Origin of the sequence: Polynucleobacter sp. AP-Sanab-80-C2 (assembly GCF_035012965.1) — a bacterium.
In the GTDB taxonomy this organism is placed as follows: Bacteria; Pseudomonadota; Gammaproteobacteria; order Burkholderiales; family Burkholderiaceae; genus Polynucleobacter.
In genome coordinates this window covers 145,960-163,631 of the sequence record NZ_JAYGQS010000003.1, presented here as the reverse complement: position 1 = coordinate 163,631, position 17,672 = coordinate 145,960, and the positions used below count along the sequence as shown (strand labels likewise).

The following is a 17,672-nucleotide window of genomic DNA, read 5'->3' as shown; positions in this document are numbered from 1 at the left end:
CCGATAATTGCAATCAGCTAAAGCGCTGTAGGTTTGCGATACGCAGCGGCGCAGGTGGATGCGAGCTATAAAAGGCGGTATAGATTGGATCTGGTGTCAGTGTTGCAGCGTTATCTTGATATAACTTTACGAGGGCAGAAATCAAATCTTTTGCTGAAGATTTTTCTGCGGCAAAGCCATCGGCCTCATATTCATGTTTACGCGAAGCAAGACTTCCTAGTGGCGTGAAGAAGAAGCTAAATACGGGCGAGACCAACATAAATAGTGCTAAAGCCAGACCGCCGTTATAGCCATTCAGATTAGGCATTACACCCAGGTCGGTATAGAACCAAACCTGCGTGCTGATCCAGCCAAGCAATGCAAACATAGCAAAGCTTAAGGCAAAGGAAACGATGAGACGCTTACGAATATGTTTGCACTTGAAGTGACCCAACTCATGGGCGAGCACTGCTTCTACTTCACCAGGATTGAGTTTTTCAATGAGGGTGTCAAAGAACACAATGCGCTTGGCTTTACCCATGCCAGCAAAGAATGCATTGCCATGGGCGCTACGCTTACTACCATCCATAACAAACAAGCCTTGACTAGCAAAATCGCAACGGCTTAGTAAGGCCTCAATTTGGGTTTTGAGTGGACCTTCTTCTAATGCTTGAAACTTATTAAATAAGGGTGCAATGAAGGTTGGGAAGATCCACTGCATCAACAGACTAAATGTCGAAAGCACGGCCCACGCCCAGAGCCACCAAAGATCGCCAGCCTTGAGCATAAGTGTGAGGATGACCCATAGCAAGGGAATGCCAATGGCGCCACCTACCGACAAACCTTTGATCATGTCGCTAAAGAACAATTTTTTATTCATGCGATTAAAGCCGAAGCGCTCTTCAAGATAAAACTGTTTGTACCAAGAGAAAGGTAGATCCAGTATTCCGGAGATGATGACAATCGATACTAGCAGTGCAATTTGTTGTGCAATACCTTCACCAAGTAATTGTAGAAGAACAAGATTGAGGATTTCTAATCCGCCCAACAATGTGAAGGCAATTAAAATGACGGCGCTCACCCCGTTTTCTAAAATCGCTAAGCGCAATTTTGCGATCGTGTAGTCAGCAGCTTTTTGGTGTTCGGCTAGAGTGACTTTTTCAGCAAACTCTGTCGGGACCACATCTCGATTCTGGGCAACATAGCGAATTTGACGTTGGGAGAGCCAGTGGCGCAGGCCAAAACTGGCAATAAAAGCGATTAGGAAAATAATTGTGAATGTCATGAGATCATTATAGATATGAGCGAACAAACGAATACTGCAGCAGCAAAGACGGCACCAGCTAGCGAGCACCTAATCTGGGTGGATATGGAGATGTCTGGATTAGATCCAGAAACTGAGCGTATCCTAGAAATCGCCATTATTGTGACCGATGCCCACCTCAATACCATTGCTACGGCACCTGTTTGGGTGGTGCATCAGGATGATGCACTTTTAGATGCCATGGATGCTTGGAATAAAGGTACCCATGGGCGCTCGGGGCTGATTGATAAGGTTAAGGCATCGACACTGGATGAGGCGACAGTAGAGGCAGAATGCATTGCCTTTTTAAAGCAGTACATCAAAGCGGGTATTGCTCCGATGTGCGGAAATACTATTGGTCAAGATCGTCGCTTTATGGCGAAGTACATGCCCAAGTTAGAAGCCTACTTTCATTATCGAAATGTCGACGTCTCCACTCTGAAAGAGTTATGTAAACGTTGGCATCCAGAGTTGGTGAAAGGCTTCACCAAGCAACAGGCTCATACTGCCTTAGCGGATATTGAAGAATCGATTGAAGAGCTGAAGTATTACCGCGATAAATTTATCGTACCGCTGCCCTAAGAAATTTATTTTTTAATAGCGCTCTTGGGTCTAAAGGCTTTAATGACTTCTTCATTGGTCTCGATATACGGTCCACTAATCAGATCGATACAGTAAGGCACCGCAGCAAAGATTCCGGGCACGATTGATTTGCCGTTCTCATCTTTGAGGCCCTCTAGGGTTTCAGCAATCGCCTTAGGTTGCCCTGGTAAGTTAATCACGAGAGCCGCATGTCCTTCGATTTCACGCAGGACCGCTGTCTGTCTAGACAAAATAGCCGTTGGTACAAACTTGAGGCTTATTTGACGCATTTGCTCACCAAATCCAGGCATTTCTCGGGTTCCCGCCTCTAGGGTTGCCTCTGGGGTGACATCGCGACGCGAAGGGCCGGTGCCACCCGTGGTGAGGACTAGGTCACAACCCATCTCATCAACCAACTCCACAATGGTTTCAGTAATGATCTCAGACTCATCGGCAATCAGACGTTCATGAAAAACACAGGGATTACTCATGGCTTTCATCAGCCAGGTTTGCAGGGTTGGAATGCCTTCATCAAGGTAAACACCCTTACTGGCTCTATCTGAGATCGAGATTAGACCAATTTTGACTTCGTTTGGGGTATTGCGCTTCGAGGTTTCAGTATGCTTCATATTTCTATTCTAGCTATTATTAGGGCATGTTTACATATTCATCTAGCCAGTTTCAAGAAATTATCAATTTCATGCTCAAAGAGGCCAAAAGAAGGGGCGCCTCGGATGCAGTGGCCGAAGTATCGGAGGGTCAAGGCCTCTCGGTAACCGTTCGTAAGGGCGAAGTCGAAACCATTGAACAAAGCTTGGACAAGCAAGTAGGGGTGACGGTATTTTTGGGGCACCATCGCGGCAATGCCAGTACGAGTGACTTTTCAAAAGAGTCTTTGAAGGCGACCGTTGATGCTGCTTATCACATTGCCCAACACACTGCGGAAGACAATTGTGCTGGCCCAGCAGAAACAGAGTTGCTCGAAAAAAATCCATTAGATCTTGATTTATTTCATCCCTGGGATCTTGATGCAGGACGCGCTGTAGAAATTGCACGGATTGCGGAGGGCGCGGCATTTTCAGTGAGCAAGCAAATTCAAAATAGTGATGGCGCCTCAGTATCTGCACATCACGCACATTTCATGATGGGTACCTCACTTGGATTTATGGGGGGTTATCCATTTTCACGCCACTATATTTCATGTGCACCGATTGCAAGTGAGGGCGGAAAAAAATCTCCTATGCAAAGAGACGATTGGTATTCGAGTTCGCGTATACCAACAGAGTTAGCTGATCCTGCAGCTATCGGTCAGTATGCTGCCCAGCGCGCCTTATCGCGTTTAAAGGCAAGGTCACTGACTACGCGGCGCTGCCCGGTCATCTTTGAAGCTCCTTTGGCTGCAGGTTTGTTAGGCAGCTTGGTGCAGGCAGTATCTGGAGGTGCTCTATATCGTCGCTCTAGTTTTTTGCTCGATAGTTTGGGTAAGCAGGTATTGCCTAAGCACGTCAGTCTGTTTGAGAATCCCCATCTCAAAGCCATGTCCGGTAGCGCACCATTCGATGAAGAGGGCGTAAAGACCAACGCGCGTACTGTAGTTGATAAAGGTGTTTTGCAGGGTTATTTTCTGTCGACCTATTCAGGGCGTAAATTGGGAATGAAAACTACTGGTAATGCAGGCGGCTCACACCACTTGACTCTGCAAAGCAAGAAAACACCTAAAGGCGGTCTACCTGCTTTATTAAAAGAAATGGGTACTGGTTTATTGGTAACTGAGTTGATGGGGCAGGGCGTGAATTATGTAACGGGAGATTACTCACGTGGCGCATTTGGTTATTGGGTTGAGAATGGTGAGATTCAATATCCAGTGGAAGAGGTAACGATTGCAGGTAATTTACGCGATATGCTCTTAGATATTGAGTTGATAGGAAGCGATTCCTTAATTCGGGGTACCAAAGAAACTGGCTCGATTCTGCTCGGTTCTATGACAGTTGGCGGAAAATAAACCTCGCTATAGAATTCAATGACAGAATCTGTATACATATCTATTAATACTAGAGGGAGATAGTGATGCAAAGACGTTCATTTCTGAAGAAGGCAACTGTCGGTGCTGGAGTAGCTGCCCTGAGTGCATCAGCGCTTGCGCAAAACTTACCTACGCTCAACTGGCGCTTGGTTTCTAGCTTTCCTAAATCCTTAGATACGCTTTTTGGCACCCCTGAAGTTTTTGCAAATTCATTGCGTAAAGCCACTGATGGTAAGTTCAACGTCAAAGTATTTGCTGCGGGTGAAGTGGTTCCGGCATTGCAGGTATTGGATGCTGTTCAAAATGGTACGGTTGAGTGTGGACATACCGCTAGCTATTACTACTTAGGAAAAAATAGCGCTTTCATCTTTGATACTGCAGCACCATTTGGTATGACTGCGCGTCAGCAATCTGCATGGATGCTTCATGGTAATGGTATGAAGTTAATGCGTGAGCTTTATGCAAGTTACAACATCGTCAACTTTCTTGGCGGTCAAACTGGAACCCAAATGGGTGGCTGGTTCCGCAAAGAAATTAAATCACCAGAAGATTTAAAGGGTTTGAAATTCCGTATTGCTGGCTTTGCTGGCCAAGTACTCGCCAAATTAGGCGTAGTGCCACAACAATTGCCTGCTGGTGAAATTTACTCTGCATTAGAAAAAGGTACGATCGATGCGGCCGAATTTGTTGGTCCCTACGATGATGAAAAGTTGGGCTTAGCAAAAGTTGCCAAAAACTACTATTACCCTGCATTTTGGGAGGGCGCTGCTGGACTCTCCTTCTTAGTCAATAAGAAACAATGGGATGCACTGCCACCTTCTTATCAAGCCGCATGGGAAGCGGCTTGTTATGAAGCTCATACTGATATGTGCGCAAAATACGATGCACTCAATCCACCTGCTTTGCAGCGTCTCATTCAAAATGGCGCTGTTTTACGCAAGTTCAACACTTCCATCATGGATGCTTGCTTTAAAGCCAGTCAGGAAACTTATGCAGAAGAGTCTACTAAGAATCCTCAGTTTAAAAAGATCTTTGATGACTATCGCGTTTTTAGAAACATGGAAGCCCAGTGGTTTGGGGTTGCAGAGCAGGCTTTTGCTCAATATAGCTTCAATAAAAAGCTGTAAGTATTCACCGCGCTCTCCGATCAAGGGCTCAGCAGAGCCCTTTTTCTTTTTAAATCTCTATACGCACTACACTAAGGTGATGATTAAGAGCTATTTGCAAATATGATCAGTCTCTCTGCCATTTGGGTGCGTATTAAACAGCATCCTTTATCTAGAGTGGGACCTGGCTTAGTTACAGGTGTCGCAGATGATGATCCAAGTGGAATCGTGACTTACTCTCAGGCCGGTGCGCAATTTGGTTTCAATATGTTGTGGACAATGCCTTTTGCTTATCCATTGATGTCTACTATTCAGGTATTGTGCGCGCGTATTGGTAGGGTAACAGGCAGAGGCCTCTCTGCCAATATGAAGTTAGCTTTTCCTCCGCTGGTGTTGATCCTATTAGTCAGCATTTTATTGATTGCGAACGTTCTTAATATTGCTGCAGATATTGCAGCAATGGGCGAGGTTGCACAACTGATTACAGGAATTAATTGGCATATCATGACGGGCTTTTTTGTTCTGCTTACCCTGGCATTGCAAATATTGATTCCTTATCGGCATTACGTATTTTTTTTAAAGTGGTTATCACTCTCATTGCTGGCCTATGGCGCTGTTTTATTCACCGTTCATGTTCCTTGGACAGAGGTCGTTTGGAGTACTTTCTTTCCCCAGGTTACTTTGAATGCAGATTCAGCAGCAGTAGTAGTGGGTGTCTTTGGTACAACGATCAGCCCTTATTTATTTTTTTGGCAAGCTTCTCAAGAAGTGGAAGATATGAATTTGCGTCATGAGTTCAGTTTGTTGAAAGATGTTGGCGAAGCGGGAGAGCGGGAAATTCACTCTGAGTTACGTAGAATTTCTTGGGATACCTGGAGTGGTATGTTGTATTCCAATATAGCGGCCTATTGCATTATTTTGGCTACCGCAGTAACTTTGCATGCTTCTGGAATTCGCGATATCAATACTGCTGCAGAGGCTGCATCTGCCTTAAGACCGCTAGCAGGAGAATTTGCTTTTCTCTTGTTCGCCCTAGGTATTCTGGGTGTAGGCTTAATGGGCGTTCCAGTCTTAGCAGGTTCGGCAGCATATGCCTTATCCGAAGTCTTTGGTTGGCGCTCTAGTCTTGAAGATAGTGCACGGCAGGCTGGCAAGTTTTATTTAATTATCACTTTCAGTGTCCTTGGCGCCTTGGCAATTCAGTATTCTCCCATTAGCCCAATGAAAGCGCTGTTCTGGAGTGCGGTGCTCAATGGTGTAGTTGCAGTTCCCTTAATGGTGGCGATCATGATTCTCTCAAGTAGGTCATCTGTGATGGGCTCGCATGTAGCTTCATTGCCTCTGAAAATACTGGGTTGGCTTGCAACACTGTTTATGGCAATAGCTGCGGTCTATATGTTTGTAGCTTAAGGTAATGTCATCTTGGTAAGATGGATAGATGTCTGATTCATTATTAGCCCCATTAACCCAAGCTTTTCATGCGCATACATTGACGTTTTTTATTGTCGCCATTGTTAGTGTATTGCTGGTGGGTATCTCTAAGAGCGGTTTTGGTGCTGGCTTAGGAACCCTCTCGTTACCTTTGTTGGCGAGTCAGGTGAGTGTTGCTGAAGCGTTAGCTATTTTGTTGCCTCTGCTGATTGCAATTGATTTGGTCGGGTTAAGACGTTTTCTGCGTAATGCTAATTGGAAAATTTTGACCCTCGTATTGCCACCTGCTATCTGTGGGATTCTGGTTGGCATGGTCTTTTTCACAGTGATTGAACCTAAAGTGTTAACACTGTGTATTGGTATTTTTATTTTGCTTTATTTGCTCCAAGATTTAGTCATGAGTTATTTAGATGCAAAAGAAGCGAAGTTATCGCCTTGGGTCGGGATGGTAATGGGCTTACTTTCAGGGGTGACTTCCTTTGTTGCCCATAACGGAGGGCCTCCCATTACCGCTTATATGTTGAGAGAGAAACTGTCGCCAATAGTCTATACATCTACTTTGGGAATTTTTTTCGCTTGCATGAATTTTGCGAAGTTAGGCCCATATGCCTATTTGGATTTAATCAAATTAGATTATTTGACTACTTCGGTTTTAATTTTTCCCTGCGTACCTGTTGGTGTGTATTTTGGCTTTTACCTGGCAAAACATATTCCTGTTCGGTGGTACTACCGTATCGTGCGATTTTTCTTGCTAGTGGCTGGAGTTAAATTATTGATTGATGGGCTCATCTAGCTCTTAGTTTTAATTAAGATGCTTTGTAAGAATCGCGAAATATCCATGAGTTCTTCGTGATTGACTGAGTGCTCCATTGGATATTCATGCCAGCTGACTTGATGACCCATTTTTTCTAACATGGCATAGGATGCTTCGGCTCTTTCAGGAATCACTACTGCGTCATATAAACCATGCGCCATAAAGATGGGTGTCTTTTGGTTAGCTGCTTGTTTTTCAGTATGGAGCGATATCGCTAAAGGCAAATATCCAGAAAGAGCGATGATGCCTGCTAAACGATGCGGAAAGCGCAGACCAATATGCAGAGCCATTGCGCAGCCTTGTGAGAAACCCGCTAGAACAATATTCTCGTAAGCAATGCCGCGACTCGCCTCACGCTCAATCAGCTCACTAATCGCTGCAGCTGAGCGATGGATGCCTGCGGCATCTTCTTGGTCCATGAGGTCTCTGCCAATGATGTCGTACCAGGCTGGCATGACATAGCCACCGTTAACGGTGACCGGCATGCTGGGCGCACTTGGAAAAATAAACCGAATTCCAGGACATCCCTCGAGGTGTAACTCTGGAATGATGGGTACAAAATCATTGCCATCAGCGCCTAGGCCATGGAGCCAAATAACAGCAGCGCTTGGATTGGGGGAGGTTTCGAGTTCGACGCAGGGCAACATCAGATTCAAGACTTTATTAAATGGAATATCCCATTATCAACTCATCTGCCCTTTTTGGCGATATTTGACCCTCAGTTGAAATAGATGGGGTGTAAGATATTTATTGAAGTAGTAAGACCTAAAAGTCAAAGGAGTTGATGGTGAAGCCGTTCTATATTGATTATCCACAGGAAAAAATAGAAGAGCACCAACATGCCTATCGATGTGCATATTGCAAAATTCCAACCACGGTCATTTTTGGTTTATTAGAAAATCATGCCGAGGATTGCACATACCGTACACAGCAGAGTAAATGGGTTCAATTGGAAGCTAAGCTCAAGCCCCATACCGAACATTTTGATGAGCCCCACGCTGACGAGGTCGATTAAATGAAAACGTATCCCATCGCAATTGAATTAACTGTCTGGTTTGATTTGGGTCTCAATCAATATGAGGTCACTATTGATGGCGTCTCTAAGATTTCGGTGAAGAGGACAGATGATGTGCTGCACACTAGAGAGCTTTCGACAGCAGAGACACAACTGCTTCTAAAGGCCATTGAGGCACTGAAGGTTCCAGTGACTGAGGAGATGGAAGCCAATCCAAGTAATAAGGCCTCTTCCAGTTATGAGTTGATTGTTGAGTCTGCACATTTCTCCTTGGAATTTAATTGGGAGAATGTAGATGTAGAGGCTAGTGACTCTAATGCATTTGAATCGGTTGTGAAGTTGGCGAGTCTAGTGCAGAGCTTAGATCTCGATCACTAAACGCCTTAAGCTTCCATGACCACAAAGTCGCCCTGTGATACTTTTTCTCTGAACTGAGAAAAGGAAAATAGCGCCTTAATAGATTTGGTGTTGACGACCTCAATCTTGCCATCTGGAGTCAGGTTGGCGAGATACTCCCCCTCCGGAAATAAGGCTTCCGGAACGGTCTCCGTATTATGAATTTGGGCATTGAGCACCAAGCTTTTTGTAATTTTGATACGCATGCCTCATCATAGGTTCCAAAATTTAGTAGTAATTACCGCCCTGCACAATTTAGAAAATCAGATGCACCATTTGGGTGTTTTGGGAATAGCGCTCAGAGTGCCTCGAAAGCTGATTTTTAGGGGAATCCTATATAGGTATTGGGTATTTCACGCACCTTGATAGTGCATTATTGTTGGATGGGAAAGACAATTTCTTATTGCATCAAAATATCATGGCTCAATAGTATTTAAAGATAAAAAGAGGGAATATGAATTCTGTAGCAGACGCTATTCAGTCAAGAATGTCAGTGCGCGCATTTACAAAAGAACCGGTTTCAAAAGAGCAGATTTTGAAGATTCTAAATCTCTCAGCTAGAGCCCCCTCAGGAACCAATACTCAGCCTTGGAAAACTTACGTACTCGAGGGTGCAAAACTCGAAGGCCTCTGCAAACAAGTATGTGATGCTTATGACAGCATTGCAGCTAATCCCGAATTAGAAAAAGAATACCAACCAGGTTATGACTATTACCCCAGCAAATGGTTTAGCCCTTACATTGATCGACGTCGTGAGAACGGCTGGAGCTTATATGGATTGCTTGGTATCACTAAAGGCGATAAAAACAAGATGCATGCACAGCATCGCAAAAACTTTCAATTTTTCGGTGCACCTGTGGGAATCTTTTTTACCATCGACAAAGAACTGGGTAGGGGCTCCATGCTGGATTATGGGATGTTCCTCCAGAATTTCATGGTTGCAGCAAAGGGGGAGGGTTTAGATACCTGCCCACAGGCTGCCTGGAATGCTTATACCAAAATCATCTTGCCCTTGATTGGGGCTCAAGATCATGAGATGTTGGTATGTGGCATGGCGCTCGGATATGCGGATAAACAAGAGATTATTAACACCTTCCGGACACCCCGAGTAGCTGCAGAAGAATTTACAACTTGGCTTGCTTAACTCAGTTTTAGATTGAGTAGGCGCGCTGCATTCCCACCCAAAATTCCAACACGATCAGCGTTACTCAATCCTTTAGTCTGCATGACTCGTTCTACCGGAAATTCCTCCCACGGGATAGGATGATCGGTTCCAATGACCACTTGACTGGCGCCTACCTGCGAGACTAAATATCCTAGGGCTTCCGGCGTGAAAACAAGAGAATCAAAATAAAGCTGCTTTAAGTATTCAGAAGGTTTTTTCTTGAGCACAATGTTGGGATCACAATTTTGTGGAGAGACAAAGCAACTGTGATCCATGCGGGGTGCGTAGGATCCCAAGAAGCCCCCACCATGAGCTGCTAGTACCTTGAGTTGTGGGTATTTATCTAACACCCCTTCATAGATGAGATGCTGGAGTGCAATGGTTGTATCGAGTGGATTGCCAATGACATTGGACATCCAGCCATTTCCTTTGAAGCGTTGCGCAAGTTGAGGGGTGCTCTGAGGATGAATGAAGAGTGTGACATTGAGTTCCTGAGCCTTTGCTAATACTGGGTGAAATTTAGGATCTGAAAAATCTTGTCCGATAACACTCCCACCAATGGCAGCACCACGCAGACCTTGATGCTTTACGGCGTATTCTAGTTGCTCCACAGCAAGTTCTGGAAATTGCATACTGAGTGAAGCAAAGGCTGCAAACTTATCTGGTCTTAGCGCACATAGCTCGGCTAAATGCAAGTTATTCAGGCGGCAGATTTCTGCAGCGGTTTCCTTATCTTTACGATACCAATAGGGGTTGATGCTGAGAACTTGCATGTCAATGCCCTGAGCTTCCATTGCCTTAATGCGCTCATTAATTTTGATGAAATGTTCTGGTACACCTTTAGTTGGAGGTGGAACTGACTTAGCCTCATCTCCCATTAAGTCAATCGCATCTTGAAACATGCAATGGGCATGCACATCAATTGTTTTGATACGTTTGCCGTTAATCAAAACAGGGGTTACCCGTTTTGTTTGATTCTCTGCAGCATGTGCGAGACCGCAGCCGCAAAAAAATAATCCACCCAGTGCTTTGCCAGAGGTTTTTAAAAATGATCTACGATTATTCATGGGTAATATTCCAATGAGTATTGCTAGCGAACTAGATTCATGCCGCCATTTTTAATGGGTTCGGCTGCGTTTGGTGAGCTTAGATATTCAATCAATTTTTTTGCAGCCTCAGAATTGGATGAGTTCATCACTCTTGCTGCAGCAAAGGTTTGAATGAGTTGAATGCTATTGGGTAGGGGGCCAACATAATCAATGCCCGAAATATTCACGAGTTCGCTGCTGGGCTGGACGGCAATATTGGCTTCGCGCGCAGCTAAGGCGGCGGTGGCCTGAGAACCTCGCTCGGTAATCTGTACTGAGATTTGCTCACTAATGCCAAGCTTAGGAAAGAGTTGCTTGCTTAAGTAAATACCGCTGGTACTTCCGGGAACAACAATTTTTTTAGCCTTGACTAAGGCATCTGCAAACGCTTTCGTGCTAGAGATGTCAGGCTTAGCATTGCCTGTAGGAACAGCCAAGCCCAGCGGGGCTTGTGCTAAATCAACATCTGAATTTGGCACGATTTTATTTTCTGTAATGAGTTCGGCTAAACCCTCGCGTGACAATATGACCACATCTGCAGTAACACCAGTAGCTAGTTGTGCTTTGATGGTCTTTGGGCCGGAGCCTTGTGAGGCGCCTGATTTAGTGATGACTGTAATGCCAGTCATCTTTTCAAAAGAGGGCAGCATTTGGCTGTAAGGACCTTGAAAGCCTCCCGAAATTAAAACCTCAAGCTGGGCCATTGCGGGAGTGCTCAGTAGGAAAGAAAGTGCGCATACCAAGAGAAGTTTCAAGTAAGGTCTCAAGCGAGGTCTCAAATTTATTGAGTTCTCATAAATTTTTGGGCACGTTTTCCAGTATCTACCTCAGTGGTATAGACGCTACCCTCGGAGTCAACGGCAATGTTATGCACCCAATGAAATTCACCGGCATTTCTACCGCTTCTTCCAAATGAACTGAGCTTGCGGCCAGTATCGCGCTCAATCACTGTGATTTCATTGTTGGTGCCATCAGCAATTAAGATGTACTTTTGATTGCTATCTGCAGGGATGAGGTCCCATACAGAGCCAGATCCTTTAGTGTCAGTCTCAAACGCCATTTCTCGAATGAATTTTCCACTTTTCTCAAAGACTTGAATGCGATTGTTTGCTCTATCGCAAACAAATAGGGTGTTGTCCTTCATGAGGCGAACGCAATGAACTGGATTAGCAAATTGCGTTGATGTCGGATTAAAGTTTGGGATCTTTTCATCACTGGGCATGTTGCCATAAGCACCCCAGTGACGCTTATAGTTGCCAGTATTGGAATCAAACACAATCACTCGTTTGTTTAAGTAGCCATCAGCAATATAGACTTCATTTGCAATCGGATCTACATTCATGTGTGCAGGACGACCAAGCTGAGTTGTGTCGTTACTACCAAGACTTGCACCAGGCGACCCAATCTGCAGAAGAAATTTTCCTTGTTGGGTGAATTTTAAAATCATATGGTCAGCTTGATCATTGCCACCAACCCAAACATTCCCATTTGGGTCGATATAAATTCCATGTTCATTTTTTGGCCAGTTGTAGCCATTGCCAGGACCACCCCAGGCTTGCAATAAATTACCTTTTTTATCAAACTCAAGAACGGGTGGAGCTGGGATGCAACATTTTGATCTTTTAGGAGTGAGCGTCGCACCTTTTTCATCATCCGTAATGGTTAATGGGCGATGAATAATCCATACATGATCATTTTTATCAGTAGCTACGCCAGCTACTTGACCCAATATCCAATTATTGGGTAATGCTTTTGGCCAGGATGCATCCACCTTATATTCTGGGGCCTTCGCAGATGATTGGCTCTGCGAGAATGTGCTGCAACTTACAGCTACTAACGCGATGACAAGTCCGCAACGAATCATTTTTTTCATAGTAGTCTCCTTAACGGCTTGCTGGTTTTGAGAGGTAATTAAGTGACTGAGCTTCGCTTTTTAGCGGTGTTACTTTATCTGGATCGAATCGGATCATCAGGTAATTGATATGGTCTGGAATTTCTGTAAACCAATGCCCTGTTCCTGCGGGTATCACCACCACATCTCCCGGCTGGAGGTTGCGTGAGATGCCATTCAGAATTTCGCTGCCATTATTTCCTGGGCCGTTAAATTCAACCACCGTTTTTTGGGTGGCTGGTCTACGTTGACGATTGGTGATGTCTGGTCCAAGAACTAATGTTCCGGAGCCGGAGATGATGTGATAGACCTCGCTAATCTGATCATGCTCTGCTACTGAGTCTGGATTTGGGGCATCAAGCTTGCCGCGATAAACCATGCCAATTCCCACCCTTGCTTTACCAATATCAATATCACGCACCTGTTGATCAATGTGACGTTCTTGGATGGCTTTTTTGGTATAGGCATTCAGCTCATCCACGGGAATAAAGGTGCCCGGACACATGTAGCAAGTTGGCTGAGGATCTGTAGGGTTCACTTTTGGCTCTGCTGCCAGTGAGGTGCAAGTAAAAAATGCGGTAGCAACGTATAGGAATTTCATTTTGTCTCCATATTTTTAGCTTTTATTGCCATGAAGAGCTTACTCTTGATCGCTTGAGATAAAGCCTGTTCTATGGGTTATTCCCTAGACCCAAAGCCAATAATTCCCCTCAAAAAACGCCTTTTTAATGTAAAAAGGGGCGGGTACTTTCATTTCGGAATCTTTGGCTGTACATTAAAGTTATGAGAATTTTCAGCAAGAGCAAAATCGCATTTAATATCTTATTAGACATTGCCGCTCACACAGCCCAAGGTCGCGCCATTTCTGTGCCTCTAGTTTGTCGCAGGCATCAGCTTTCTCACTCCTATCTAGAAGTCATCTTTGGTCAGCTGAGAGATGCGGGTTTCATTCGTAGTCATCGCGGTCCTGGGGGAGGCTATTCTTTAGCCAAAAAGCCTGAAGATATTTCTTTATATGATGTGCTTAGTCTGATGAACGGACAAGAGCCACTTTATGAGGATTTAGGTGTGTCTCTTTGGGCTAACCTTGATGCCTACATGGATCTGCAGATGAAGCAAATTACATTATCTGACGCTCTTCAAAGATCATCCATTGTTCTTGAGCAATCTACTCAAGGTCTTGGTCAAGTAAGACTTAATGCAGCCCCTAAAATTCCTGTGGCAGCAAAATCCAAGAAAGAACCTCAGAAGCTGAAGCCTCGCTTAGGCCCTAACTCAGTATTTTCATTTGGTGAGTATTTAAAATCTAAAGCATGACTGATGCTGATTTATTGAGTCTGAGGGATTCTCAATTATTGGTCAGTAAATTGTAGTTTCGCTAAGCGGGCATAAAGACCACTTCGTAGAATCAAATCGGCATGGGTTCCAGTTTCTATGATCTGTCCATTTTCCAACACAAGAATTTTATCTGCCTGCTTTACGGTAGACAGTCGATGAGCAATCACAATCGTTGTCCGGTGGTCCATCGCAGCTTCAAGCGCGCGCTGAACAAGTAATTCAGACTCAGCATCTAAGGCGCTAGTAGCTTCATCTAAGAGTAATAAGGCTGGATTCTTTAACAATACTCTAGCAATCGCAATCCGCTGTTTTTGTCCACCAGATAAGCGGATACCTCGATCTCCCAAGAAGCTTTGATAACCTTCTGGTAATTTAGAAATGAATTCATCAGCGATGGCAAGACGCGCTGCTGATATCACCTCCTCATCAGTCGCATCCATTCTGCCAAAACGAATATTTTCCATAGCGTTGTCTGAAAAAATGACAATATCCTGCGGAACAACACCGATCATTTTTCTAAGTGCTTCAAGTCGCAGATTGCGAATGTTGATGTTATTGAAAAGAATTTCTCCGCTAGTGGGATCATAGAAGCGTTGCAGGAGTTGAAAGAGCGTTGTCTTACCAGCGCCTGATGGGCCAACAATGGCAATTCTTTCCCCAGGTTTAATTTCTAGAGAGACATCTGATAAAACCTGAGTTTGATTGGATGGATACTGAAAGCAGAGATTTTGTATTTCTACTCCAATACCCGCGGCATTGACCTGAGGTACTGATTCCACAATTGCTGAGGCTTGGATAGAAGATTGAACGTTTAAGAGTTCCAGCAGGCGATCACTTGCACCAATGGCTCTTTGAGTGTCACCGATTACTTCTGAGATGCCAGCAATTGCTCCCGCAACAATCACAGCATACAAAATGAATTGCGATAATTCTCCGGCAGTAATTTGCTTGTCCATCACTGCATAGGCGCCAAGCCAAAGAACCAAAATAATGCTGGTGAAGCCAAACAAAATAGCAACAAATGTCAGTAAGGCCCTAGCTTGTGATCGATGGATAGCCGCATCAAGAGCGGTATGAATGGATTGATCAAATCGTTGAATTTCTATTGTTTCATTAGTGAATGACTGAATAGTGGGGATGGCATTTAATTTCTCTCCTGCCAAAGCTGAGGCATCAGCAATCTTATCTTGCGAGTTTCGGGAGAGCTTTCTGACTCGCCTGCCCATGATCATCGTTGGAATAATTGTGAGTAGTAGGGTTGCAAAAATCAGCACAGATAATTTTGGACTAGTGATAAACATCATCACCAGACCGCCTGCTAGTAAAAGAATGTTTCTGATCGCCATAGAGACACTAGTACCAATTAATGTCTGAATCAGAACGGTATCTGTATTGAGGCGCGAGAGTATTTCGCCGCTATGTGTAGATTCAAAGAACTCGGGGCTTTGTTTGATGACGTGACTGTAGACAGCTGAGCGTATATCAGTCGTAATTTTTTCTCCCAACCAGGACACCATATAAAAACGGAGAGAGGTTCCCAGTGCTACTAAGGCAGCAACAATAAATAGGGTTAAAAAAGTGATATTGATTTGGTTGCCACTATCCGTGTTGAAACCTAAATCAATGATTTGCCTAAAAGAGAAGGGAACAGCTAAAGTTGCGCTAGCGGCAAGAACTAGGCTAAAGATTGCCAATATAAATTGTTTTTTATACGGCTTCAAAAAGGGAAGAAGTGCTGCTAAGGTACGCAACCCATGGGGATTTGTCTTGTTGCTTAGCTTGGTCATTGAAGAATCCCTAATAATTATCTATGATAGTTCACTTAGATTGGATGTGTATTTTTAGTGATACTAGGAAGATGGCAGACGACAGCCCCGCGACTCATAAAGAACCCATATATAAAAGAAGTCCCTGGCTACCTCGCGGTGGAGTGCGTAAGATTATTTTTTTAGCACTCATCATATTGGGTGCTTATGGATCAACTCAACATTGGTCTTTCATTCCCTTGCTTCTGGTTTCTATCATCGCATTCTCACCAAAGATATTGTTGGCCACCGCCTATTGCTATGGAAAATCAGCTCTATTTCTTGGGCAAAGGTTTAGTAAGTGACTAACTCTTTCGTTCTATGAAGATCTTTTTAACTGGAGCTAGTGGTTTTGTTGGAAGTCATTTGCTTGAGTCCTTAAATGCTGCCAGGCACGAAATCCTCTGCCACTTTCGTACGCCGCATGTTATTCATAGCAAACCTTCGCAGAATCTTGAGATTTGGTCGGGAGACTTAAACGATATCCAAAGCTTAATGAAGAGACTTCAGGATTTTGATGTCCTGATTCATTGTGCCGCAGAGATGAGGCTTTGGAATTCAGAGCAAGCTTTGCTTGAGACTAACGTGCTGATGACAAAAAATGTTTTAGAGTCAGCCAAGCTGGCCGGTGTAAAGCAGTTTATTTACATGAGTGATGCATCGATCGCTAAAGATCCCTTGAGGCAAAATCTGAATCTTTTTGAATCTCAATCTTTACCAGCGCTGCATGACTTTCCCTATAGTCATAGCAAGTCCCAAGCAGAACAGTTGGTGCTTGATGCTGGAAATGAAGAGTTCCGAACGATAAGCCTTCGACCTGCATCCATTTGGGGTAAAGGTGATTTGGTTGACCAAAGCTTGGGCAAGGCTGCTAATCTGAATCAGTTTGGCTGGTTTGATCAGGGTGACTACCCCTTCTCAACTTGCTACATTCAAAATCTTTGCGAAGCAGTAAATAAAGCGCTGCTGTCAGCATCAACTCAAGAGAGTTTTTTTATCAGCGATGGGCAGACAATTCCATTTAGGCAATGGATGACCAAGAGACTCAAAGCCGGTCATTACAAGGTGCCATCTTTATCGATACCTCGCTCCTTGGCTAGGCCGTTGGCTCGGTTTACAGAAAATGGTTGGAAATACTTACCGCTTCGTGGCGAACCCCCGTTAATTAGGGAGATGGTCCATTTAATGGCGTACCCTTTTTCTGTCTCGATTCAGAAAGCCAAAGATCAGTTAGCTTATGAACCAATCTATTCCAACGAAGATGGCATGCTGGAGATAGAGAAAGCTGCTAATTTTTAGAGGGTTTACCCTAGTGTCTTGACTCTACCAAAAACGAGGTTTAAAGTTTTCGACATCAATTAGCAATCATCCATTGATGTTCTTATGCGCGCAAGATATAAAACCTGAAAGGATACAGAGCATGTTTAAATTCCATGATATGAAAGACCGGATTTCTAAAATTGCAGGATTTTTTGGAATGGTCGTCAGCATTACCGTTGCTTTCTACTTGATCTTTCCTGCGGGCCAGACCCAGTCTAAATTTGCCATGTTTTTAGTTTCGCTAGGAATTGCGGTATCTCTCAGCGTGCTTACCTTTAAAGCATTGCTAAAGTCGCAACGATAAGGTTCAAACTTCACTCAATTAAAAGCCCCAAGTTGCTTAATATTTGGGGCTTTTTCTTTGGCTTGGCAATATTCCCCTTTTAGGGATAGGCTTTTTATGGGTATAAACACTT

20 protein-coding genes are annotated in these 17,672 nt (G+C 44.2%); 11 read left to right on the top strand and 9 right to left on the bottom strand.

The window, feature by feature from the left end; genetic code table 11:
• Window positions 1-13 precede the first annotated feature (13 nt).
• Window positions 14-1,264: a M48 family metallopeptidase gene (locus tag VC178_RS06230; protein WP_323481928.1), complete on the bottom strand. Its 1,251-nt coding sequence runs from the start codon at window positions 1,262-1,264 to the stop codon at window positions 14-16.
• 15 nt (window positions 1,265-1,279) lie between these two features.
• Between VC178_RS06230 and orn the strand changes: the two genes are divergently transcribed.
• Entirely contained in the window at window positions 1,280-1,864 is a 585-nt protein-coding gene (orn, locus tag VC178_RS06225) for an oligoribonuclease (RefSeq protein ID WP_215318514.1), read from the top strand.
• Window positions 1,865-1,869: 5 nt separating this feature from the next.
• Here orn and mog read toward each other — a convergent pair whose 3' ends face one another.
• On the bottom strand, window positions 1,870-2,493 hold the full coding sequence (mog, locus tag VC178_RS06220) for a molybdopterin adenylyltransferase (RefSeq protein ID WP_323481927.1): 624 nt from the start codon (window positions 2,491-2,493) through the stop codon (window positions 1,870-1,872).
• A gap of 26 nt (window positions 2,494-2,519) precedes the next feature.
• Here mog and pmbA point away from each other — a divergent pair, with 26 nt between their 5' ends.
• From pmbA to VC178_RS06200, 4 genes are all read left to right on the top strand, one after another.
• Complete coding sequence (pmbA, locus tag VC178_RS06215; protein ID WP_323481926.1) at window positions 2,520-3,866, top strand: metalloprotease PmbA; 1,347 nt, start codon at window positions 2,520-2,522, stop codon at window positions 3,864-3,866.
• Between the two features lie 65 nt (window positions 3,867-3,931).
• Complete coding sequence (locus VC178_RS06210; protein ID WP_323481925.1) at window positions 3,932-5,014, top strand: TRAP transporter substrate-binding protein DctP; 1,083 nt, start codon at window positions 3,932-3,934, stop codon at window positions 5,012-5,014.
• Between the two features lie 102 nt (window positions 5,015-5,116).
• Complete coding sequence (locus VC178_RS06205; RefSeq protein WP_323481924.1) at window positions 5,117-6,403, top strand: divalent metal cation transporter; 1,287 nt, start codon at window positions 5,117-5,119, stop codon at window positions 6,401-6,403.
• A 28-nt stretch (window positions 6,404-6,431) separates the two neighbouring features.
• Window positions 6,432-7,217 (top strand): sulfite exporter TauE/SafE family protein, encoded by a 786-nt coding sequence (locus VC178_RS06200; protein ID WP_323481923.1) that lies wholly within the window; start codon window positions 6,432-6,434, stop codon window positions 7,215-7,217.
• On the opposite strand, the gene VC178_RS06195 is transcribed toward VC178_RS06200, so the two are convergent.
• Window positions 7,214-7,885 (bottom strand): carboxylesterase, encoded by a 672-nt coding sequence (locus VC178_RS06195; RefSeq protein ID WP_323481922.1) that lies wholly within the window; start codon window positions 7,883-7,885, stop codon window positions 7,214-7,216. The genes VC178_RS06200 and VC178_RS06195 overlap by 4 nt on opposite strands.
• A gap of 137 nt (window positions 7,886-8,022) precedes the next feature.
• Between VC178_RS06195 and VC178_RS06190 the strand changes: the two genes are divergently transcribed.
• Both VC178_RS06190 and VC178_RS06185 read left to right on the top strand, forming a co-directional pair.
• Window positions 8,023-8,253 (top strand): hypothetical protein, encoded by a 231-nt coding sequence (locus tag VC178_RS06190; RefSeq protein WP_323481921.1) that lies wholly within the window; start codon window positions 8,023-8,025, stop codon window positions 8,251-8,253.
• Window positions 8,254-8,631 (top strand): hypothetical protein, encoded by a 378-nt coding sequence (locus tag VC178_RS06185; protein WP_323481920.1) that lies wholly within the window; start codon window positions 8,254-8,256, stop codon window positions 8,629-8,631.
• Window positions 8,632-8,636: 5 nt separating this feature from the next.
• Here VC178_RS06185 and VC178_RS06180 read toward each other — a convergent pair whose 3' ends face one another.
• A complete protein-coding gene (locus VC178_RS06180) occupies window positions 8,637-8,855 on the bottom strand; it encodes a hypothetical protein (RefSeq protein WP_215318496.1) in 219 nt (72 codons plus the stop codon).
• Between the two features lie 248 nt (window positions 8,856-9,103).
• On the opposite strand from VC178_RS06180, the gene VC178_RS06175 reads away from it, so the two are divergent.
• A complete protein-coding gene (locus VC178_RS06175) occupies window positions 9,104-9,793 on the top strand; it encodes a nitroreductase (RefSeq protein ID WP_323481919.1) in 690 nt (229 codons plus the stop codon).
• On the opposite strand, the gene VC178_RS06170 is transcribed toward VC178_RS06175, so the two are convergent.
• From VC178_RS06170 to VC178_RS06155, 4 genes are read right to left on the bottom strand one after another with little or no spacing between them, the layout of a single operon-like run.
• Window positions 9,790-10,881, bottom strand: coding sequence for an amidohydrolase family protein (locus VC178_RS06170; RefSeq protein WP_323481918.1), 1,092 nt, complete (start codon window positions 10,879-10,881; stop codon window positions 9,790-9,792). The genes VC178_RS06175 and VC178_RS06170 overlap by 4 nt on opposite strands.
• Before the next feature lie 23 nt (window positions 10,882-10,904).
• Window positions 10,905-11,657 carry a substrate-binding domain-containing protein gene (locus VC178_RS06165; RefSeq protein ID WP_323481917.1) on the bottom strand — a complete coding sequence of 251 codons (753 nt, stop codon included), beginning with the start codon at window positions 11,655-11,657 and terminating at the stop codon, window positions 10,905-10,907.
• 26 nt (window positions 11,658-11,683) lie between these two features.
• A complete protein-coding gene (locus VC178_RS06160; RefSeq protein ID WP_323481916.1) occupies window positions 11,684-12,775 on the bottom strand; it encodes a hypothetical protein in 1,092 nt (363 codons plus the stop codon).
• A 10-nt stretch (window positions 12,776-12,785) separates the two neighbouring features.
• A complete protein-coding gene (locus tag VC178_RS06155; RefSeq protein WP_323481915.1) occupies window positions 12,786-13,394 on the bottom strand; it encodes a hypothetical protein in 609 nt (202 codons plus the stop codon).
• A 182-nt stretch (window positions 13,395-13,576) separates the two neighbouring features.
• On the opposite strand from VC178_RS06155, the gene VC178_RS06150 reads away from it, so the two are divergent.
• Window positions 13,577-14,110, top strand: coding sequence for an Rrf2 family transcriptional regulator (locus VC178_RS06150; RefSeq protein ID WP_323481914.1), 534 nt, complete (start codon window positions 13,577-13,579; stop codon window positions 14,108-14,110).
• 35 nt (window positions 14,111-14,145) lie between these two features.
• Here VC178_RS06150 and VC178_RS06145 read toward each other — a convergent pair whose 3' ends face one another.
• Window positions 14,146-15,918 (bottom strand): ABC transporter transmembrane domain-containing protein, encoded by a 1,773-nt coding sequence (locus VC178_RS06145; RefSeq protein ID WP_323481913.1) that lies wholly within the window; start codon window positions 15,916-15,918, stop codon window positions 14,146-14,148.
• Between the two features lie 339 nt (window positions 15,919-16,257).
• Here VC178_RS06145 and VC178_RS06140 point away from each other — a divergent pair, with 339 nt between their 5' ends.
• Window positions 16,258-17,235, top strand: coding sequence for an NAD-dependent epimerase/dehydratase family protein (locus VC178_RS06140; RefSeq protein ID WP_323481912.1), 978 nt, complete (start codon window positions 16,258-16,260; stop codon window positions 17,233-17,235).
• 121 nt (window positions 17,236-17,356) lie between these two features.
• Window positions 17,357-17,560, top strand: coding sequence for a hypothetical protein (locus VC178_RS06135; RefSeq protein ID WP_215295355.1), 204 nt, complete (start codon window positions 17,357-17,359; stop codon window positions 17,558-17,560).
• The last annotated feature ends 112 nt before the right edge of the window (window positions 17,561-17,672 follow it).